Origin of the sequence: Fodinibius roseus, from assembly GCF_900129315.1 — a bacterium.
GTDB classification, from domain to species: Bacteria; Bacteroidota; Rhodothermia; order Balneolales; family Balneolaceae; genus Fodinibius; species Fodinibius roseus.
In genome coordinates this window covers 253,315-259,789 of sequence record NZ_FQUS01000005.1, presented here as the reverse complement: position 1 = coordinate 259,789, position 6,475 = coordinate 253,315, and the positions used below count along the sequence as shown (strand labels likewise).

At 48.8% G+C, this 6,475-nt stretch carries 7 protein-coding genes; 6 read left to right on the top strand and 1 reads right to left on the bottom strand.

Going from position 1 to position 6,475, the window contains the following annotated elements; translation table 11 throughout:
• Positions 1-185 precede the first annotated feature (185 nt).
• From BUB16_RS06745 to BUB16_RS06730, 4 genes are read left to right on the top strand one after another with little or no spacing between them, the layout of a single operon-like run.
• Entirely contained in the window at positions 186-614 is a 429-nt protein-coding gene (locus tag BUB16_RS06745) for a c-type cytochrome (RefSeq protein WP_170864307.1), read from the top strand.
• Between the two features lie 32 nt (positions 615-646).
• Complete coding sequence (locus tag BUB16_RS06740; protein WP_139240216.1) at positions 647-1,906, top strand: hypothetical protein; 1,260 nt, start codon at positions 647-649, stop codon at positions 1,904-1,906.
• A gap of 20 nt (positions 1,907-1,926) precedes the next feature.
• Positions 1,927-2,235: a cytochrome c gene (locus tag BUB16_RS06735; RefSeq protein ID WP_073061175.1), complete on the top strand. Its 309-nt coding sequence runs from the start codon at positions 1,927-1,929 to the stop codon at positions 2,233-2,235.
• A gap of 26 nt (positions 2,236-2,261) precedes the next feature.
• On the top strand, positions 2,262-2,879 hold the full coding sequence (locus BUB16_RS06730; protein WP_139240215.1) for a hypothetical protein: 618 nt from the start codon (positions 2,262-2,264) through the stop codon (positions 2,877-2,879).
• Between the two features lie 443 nt (positions 2,880-3,322).
• On the opposite strand, the gene BUB16_RS21435 is transcribed toward BUB16_RS06730, so the two are convergent.
• Positions 3,323-3,469, bottom strand: a complete 147-nt coding sequence (locus tag BUB16_RS21435; RefSeq protein ID WP_170864306.1) for a hypothetical protein — start codon at positions 3,467-3,469, stop codon at positions 3,323-3,325.
• 171 nt (positions 3,470-3,640) lie between these two features.
• On the opposite strand from BUB16_RS21435, the gene BUB16_RS06725 reads away from it, so the two are divergent.
• Positions 3,641-5,464 carry a copper resistance system multicopper oxidase gene (locus tag BUB16_RS06725; protein WP_073061169.1) on the top strand — a complete coding sequence of 608 codons (1,824 nt, stop codon included), beginning with the start codon at positions 3,641-3,643 and terminating at the stop codon, positions 5,462-5,464.
• Positions 5,465-5,561: 97 nt separating this feature from the next.
• On the top strand, positions 5,562-6,287 hold the full coding sequence (locus tag BUB16_RS06720) for a copper resistance protein B (RefSeq protein WP_244545656.1): 726 nt from the start codon (positions 5,562-5,564) through the stop codon (positions 6,285-6,287).
• Positions 6,288-6,475: the final 188 nt, after the last annotated feature.

The window sequence follows — 6,475 nt, the reverse complement described above, 5'->3', positions numbered from 1 at the left end:
TGTTGTCGTTGAACAAGTCAGCGGGCAACGAACAGAGCAAATTCAAAAAATTAAATCAAAGAACGTAATTTATCCTCATAACTCACGGATTCAGGTTAAGGTTCGGTGTAGTAACTTAATTTGTATAAATTTTTAGTACTCTTTTGTCTTTAATTTAATAATCCATAATAACTCTTTCTATGTATATGTCAAAAGATAAAGATACCTCAAAATCAATCTTTATCCTGCTTCTCGTTTTTGCAGTAAGTTTTTGGATAAGCCCACAAAGTGCCTTAGCCCAAAACAATTCCTGGGAGGTCCCGGAAGAAGCTCAAAAACTGGAAAATCCTATGGAAAAATCTGACCGCATACTCAACGCAGGAAAGCAAATCTTTGATCAGCTTTGTACCGTTTGTCACGGAAAAACAGGAAAAGGAGACGGGGTAACAGCATCAGCCCTGCAACCTAAACCCGCTGACCTGACCTCGGATGCGGTACAAGGGCAGACCGACGGCGCCATATACTGGAAAATACAGGAAGGCCGCCCCCCGATGCCCGGCTTCAAAAGTCAACTTTCCGAACAGCAGGCTTGGGCGGTAGTACACTACATCCGCTCGTTACATCCAGATAAGTAAATACAAACAAAAGATAAATTAAAAGGAAGATAATGATGGGAAAAAAATTACCACTACTAATATTTGCCTTGTTGCTATCCGCAGGTCCATTAGTTGCACAAACGTATAATGATGAGACAAAAGAAGAACTGGAATCGCTCAAGCCCGGCACCACCAATTTTTTGATGAGAGGGTATTCACATGCCGGATTTGAAATCATCGATGGCAACAGTTCTTTTGTTAGCGGTACATTCGCCCCCATCTTTCTGTGGAAACAGGGCGATCGTATTCTGTTCGAAAGTGAACTCGAAATAGAATTTGAAGGTGACGGAGTTCAGTTTGCCCTGGAATATGCCAATATCTCCTATATACTTAATGACTATTTAGTATTCCGGTTCGGAAATTTCCTGACCCCCTTCGGTGCGTTCAACGAACGGCTGCATCCGGCCTGGATCAACAAGCTTCCAACGGCACCCTTGGGCATGGGGCACGACCCGGTAGGACCCACACGCGAGTTCGGGGCTGAACTCAGAGGAGGCGCACCGCTGGGCAACACCAAAATCAACTACTCGCTTTATGTTTCAAACGGACCCCTCCTAGAAGTCCATGCCGAAGATTCTCTGGAACCGCCTACTACCAGTATCAACGGGCTCAATTTTGACGATAACAACGATGATAAAGCTATCGGCGGGCGAATCGGTTTTCTTCCATTTAATAATTCCGCACTCGAAATTGGGGTTTCAACACAATATACCGCCGGGATCGGCGACAGAAATACTGAATACAATGATATTGCTTCGTTCGGTTACGCTGTCGATCTCTCACTGGTCAAAAACAGTATTGCTGCCATCAAGGGAAACCTCGATTTGAAAGCCCAGTGGAACCGGGTGGAGGTGGATGAATTTCATATCGAACTGCCCGACGGGGATGAACAGGCGATAAACCAGGAAAACGACGCCTACTACGTGCAACTGGCCTATCGTCCGGCGTTGTCCAAAAGTAACTTTCTAAGTAATATTGAGCTTATCGGACGGTATTCGGGCATCGACCTCACGGAACCGGCCGAACACGCGGACGAAGGAGACATCGTGCCGGGAGTGGCACCACCTGGGAAGGCAAAGCTTTCCGGGGCCGGCCTCTCAAGCCTTGGTGGTGAAGAGGAGGAAGTCCATGCCGAGGGCGACCGTACCCAATGGGCGTTTGGCATCAACTACTGGATTACCTGGCGGTCGGCGCTGAAGTTCTCTTACCAGGTTACCGACAACGAAGAGTCCGTTCCCGGCTTCTTCATCCACTATGCATTAGGATTTTAAAACCCTTAAGTATCTACATTATGAAACGAACAAATCTGTTTAAACTCACCCTCATCTTAGTTGTTGCAATAACCACGTTTATCGCCTTTGGATGCGGTACCAGTAAGGAGACAAGCGGGGACGATCTCGGAGATCTGGGCTCGTTCAAAGTAGAAAAGTCCGGAGCGGTTCTTTGGGGCGAAAACTGTGCCCGTTGTCATAATGCACCTGATCCTACCGCATTCAGCGATACGCAATGGGAGGCCATCGGCACCCATATGCGGGTCCGCGCCGGCCTGACGGCTGAAGAGACGAATAAAATCGTCACATTTCTACAGCAAAGTAATTAAGCTTGGTTGACCAGAGGGTATACATTATGAAAAAAATCATTTTTCCCATTCTCATCCTGCCCGGGTTTCTATTCTTTGGGAGTTGCCGCTCCACCGCTCCCAATGAGGCCGAACCGGTATATCCAATGTTTGTGGATAACAATGCAAACAGTATCAATGATTATGTAGAGCAGACAACGCACGATCCGGGTCCGGGCACGGTATCATCAAAAAGCTCCACAGATAATGGTAACTCTCATGGTGAACCCGGGCATTCCTTTACCGATGACAATGAAGATGGTATCTGCGATTATGCCCAGGATGGCAGCCCGAGCTGGCACGGCCCGGGTTTTATTGATGGTAATGACAACGGTATTTGCGACTACTGGGATGAATCCCATTCCATGCATAGCCGGCACGAGGGAATGCGCTTTCACGATGAGAATGAAAACCATATCAACGATTATTTCGAGGAGGAAATGCATTGGGGAGCAGGCCATAAATTTATTGATGCGGACGGAGACGGAATTTGTGACCTTGCCCAGGACGGCAGCCCCACCTGGCACGGCCCCGGCTTTGTGGATGGAAATCAAAACGGCATGAGTGATCACTGGGAAAACGGTGGACGCGGACACGGCGGCATGATGGGCGGAGGACATAATTAAATCAAAGAAAGAAGAAAGATAACATAACGTTGATAATTTATAACGGCCGACTATAATGAAAATCCGATCTCCTCACTTACTTTCCCTAATCATATTACCTCTGTTGCTTAGCGGATGCATGACTATGGGATGGGGCGGTTTTCACGGAGCTAATCGCCCTGAAAGTCAGTACCCACAGCAGACTTTGGTTAAAGAGCATCGAGTAGAGAACCGAACACTTAGAGCAAAATTCCCCATGCTGTAGCAAATGAACGGGTACTGTCCGAAATTGAAGCGTCGGAGGATGACACGGTTGCAACAGACATTGTTGAATCGGTATCACTGCAAATCCACAGAACGGAAAGAGGCAATACCGATAACACGTACACAGAACTGAAACCTGCCCCTACCCTCTCCGGCTACAACCGGTGGGTATTTCCCTATCGTTTTCACGAACCCGGAAACTACGAGGTCACCTTTACCATAAACTTCCGGGCCCAAAAATCATCGGCATCTTCCATCGATATTTCGGCTAAGCGGCCGGTTGCTGCATCATACTCATCCACAAATAGGTATACTATCATCCCCTGGATAGCCGGTGGCGCTGTCATGACCGGAATGATGATATGGATAATGGCGGACTGAGCCTTTTCAATTTGCCTACATTTTTTAAAAACACTCTTCGTATTTTCAGCTTAATTTAAGGTTCGTTTTGTATGTTTCAGTTCGATATTTGGAAACCGACGCTTTAGCTAATTAAAAAAAATAAGTTACGCTGATTTATGAGTGACAACAACAATAACAATATGGACCGTCGCACTTTTCTCCGATATGCCGGCTCCCTGGCGGCTTTTGCTGGTGCAAGTGCGGTATTGCCGGGTTACGCCTTGGCGGGCTTCGGCAGTGAGAAGAGAGAAGTGTTAACCCCTCAAGGCCCTGACAATGTCATCGACCTGACCATCGGAAGAATGCCCAAAGTGATCGATGGAAAGCGAGGAGAAGCCATTGGCATTAACGGCAGCGTGCCGGCTCCTCTTATTCGCCTCAAAGAGGGACAGGATGTGCTGCTCCGCGTGAAAAATGAACTGGATGAAACCACCTCTATCCACTGGCACGGAATTCTTCTGCCGTTCCAGATGGATGGTGTGCCGGGTGTGAGTTTTGACGGTATTGAACCGGGAACGACCTTTGAATACCGGTACCCGGTCCGGCAGAGCGGCACCTACTGGTATCACAGCCACTCCGGCCTGCAGGAGCAGCTCGGCCATTATGGACCTATGATTATTGATCCGGCTGATGAAGATCCGGTTGAGTATGACCGCGAATACCCGGTGGTGCTCTCCGACTGGACGTTTGAGAATCCTTACAACGTGCTCGAAAAAAATGTTAAGATGGAGGGGTACTATAATTACCAGCGCCGAGATGTAGGTGAATTCTTTAATGATGTAAACAAGAAAGGTTTTGGAAGTACAATGAAAGATTACCTCTCATGGGGTCAAATGCGTATGAGTGCCACTGACCTGCTGGACGTTACCGGGGCCACTTATACTTTCTTGATGAACGGCCACGGCCCCGACTCCAACTGGAACGCCCTGTTCAAGAAAGGCGAAAAAGTGCGCCTGCGCTTTATCAATGCCTCGGCCGGTACCACGGCCTTTGACGTTCGCATTCCCGGTTTGGAGATGACCGTAGTGCAGGTCGATGGGCAAAACGTGGAACCCGTCTCTATCGAGGAATTTCGCATTGGTATTGCAGAAACGTATGATGTGATCGTCGAACCAAAAGAAGAGAAACCATTTACCATTTTTGCCGAATCACTGGACCGCAGCGGCTATGCCCGCGGTACTATAGCGCCCCGCAAAGGCATGATGGGGGCAGTACCTGAACTTCGACCTCGCCCCAAGCGCAGCCATAGAGATATGGGTATGATGATGGACATGGATGGAATGGACATGGAAGGTGACAGCATGATGGAGATGGATCATGGGGATATGGATCATGGAAACATGGATCATAGCGACATGAACATGTCCGCCATGAAAGAAACGCCCGTCAAGCACGGTCCTGACAAACACGGGCCCGGTGCTGCCGCTATCGCACAAAACCAGTTTGACCGGATGGGCGAGCCTGGCATTGGCCTGGGCAACGATGGGCGCAATGTGCTGGTTTATAACGATCTTAAAAGTCTGGAACCAAATATCGACGAACGGCCGGCCCAGCGTGAAGTTGAACTGCACCTGACCGGCAACATGGAGCGCTACATGTGGTCGTTTGATGGCAAGCAGTTTCATCAGGTGGACGGCCCCATCGAATTCGAACACAACGAACGCCTGCGGCTGACGCTGGTCAATGACACCATGATGGAGCACCCCATTCACCTGCACGGCATGTGGATGGAGATGGAGAACGGCAACGGTATTTATAACCCGCGCAAGCATACATTGCTGTTGCAGCCTGCACAGCGCATATCTGCCCTTGTTACCCCGCGAGACAAAGGGCGCTGGGCCTTCCACTGCCACATCCTCTATCATATGGAGCGGGGCATGTTCCGCGTGGTACAGGTAGCCGATGAAGACGGCAATATTTATGGGCAAGATTATGCATAAATAAGTCTAACCAAATCTTTACGAACGAATTTTATCTGATATACAAATTTCCATAACAATGACCATGATAAACCGCACAGCAACCTTCATTCTTACTATGTTTGCAATCATTGCATTCACCCAAAGTTCCGTCCTGGCACAAAAAGCCCCGCCATTCAGCAATGACATCATGATGGACAACCACACCTATGTCTTTTTTATGGCCGACCGGTTTGAGTACAATATGAACAGCGGATTAAACCCACTGGTGCTCGACGCCCAGGGCTATATCGGCAAGGACCTGAACAAGTTTTGGTTTAAGGCGGAAGGCGAAGCATTAACCGCCGAAGCTGAAGGTGAAATGGAGCTTCAGGGGCTCTACAGCAAAGCCATTTCCGCTTATTTCGACGTGCAGGCGGGCATCCGGTACGATGTGGCCTACAACGCCGACGACAGCCAGTCGAGAGGCTTTGCCGTAATCGGCCTGCAGGGACTGGCCCCCTACCTGTTTGAACTGGACGGTGCCCTTTTTGTCAGCGAAGCCGGGGATATATCGGCCAGCCTGGAAGCGGAATACGATTTTCCTATTACCCAGCGTCTTTGGGGACAACCACGGTTTGAAACCAGCCTGGCCGTGCAGGAAGTCGAACAGTGGGGCGTCGGTTCCGGATTCAACAATGTGCAGCTGGGCTTTCGGTTGCGGTATGAAATTAAACGGGAATTTGCCCCCTATGTCGGTATCTCCTGGAACCGCAAACTCGGGCAGACCGCCGATTTTACCCGGGGAGAAGGTGGTGATGCAAGTGTATTCGGCCTGGTTGGCGGAGTTCGCATGTGGTTTTAATTCCCGGAAAATTTTTCAGCGGTTAAGCAAACACCGGTTTGCTCTATATCAAAAGAATCACCATTAGCACAATTTCCCTAACATTCATTTGTACCCCCAAAATGTGCGCTCGGTTCTGATACAGCCGGACGCATTTTACACATGCTCATTAAAGGATGAAGAATACATAATATCGATTAATGTTCTTA

Excerpts from the sequence above, each read along its gene's own strand:
- BUB16_RS06745 (WP_170864307.1), top strand. The coding sequence starts at position 186 with ATGTCAAAAGATAAAGATACCTCAAAATCAATCTTTATCCTGCTTCTC.
- BUB16_RS06740 (WP_139240216.1), top strand. The coding sequence starts at position 647 with ATGATGGGAAAAAAATTACCACTACTAATATTTGCCTTGTTGCTATCC.
- BUB16_RS06735 (WP_073061175.1), top strand. The coding sequence starts at position 1,927 with ATGAAACGAACAAATCTGTTTAAACTCACCCTCATCTTAGTTGTTGCA.
- BUB16_RS06730 (WP_139240215.1), top strand. The coding sequence starts at position 2,262 with ATGAAAAAAATCATTTTTCCCATTCTCATCCTGCCCGGGTTTCTATTC.
- BUB16_RS21435 (WP_170864306.1), bottom strand. The coding sequence starts at position 3,469 with ATGACAGCGCCACCGGCTATCCAGGGGATGATAGTATACCTATTTGTG.
- BUB16_RS06725 (WP_073061169.1), top strand. The coding sequence starts at position 3,641 with ATGAGTGACAACAACAATAACAATATGGACCGTCGCACTTTTCTCCGA.
- BUB16_RS06720 (WP_244545656.1), top strand. The coding sequence starts at position 5,562 with ATGTTTGCAATCATTGCATTCACCCAAAGTTCCGTCCTGGCACAAAAA.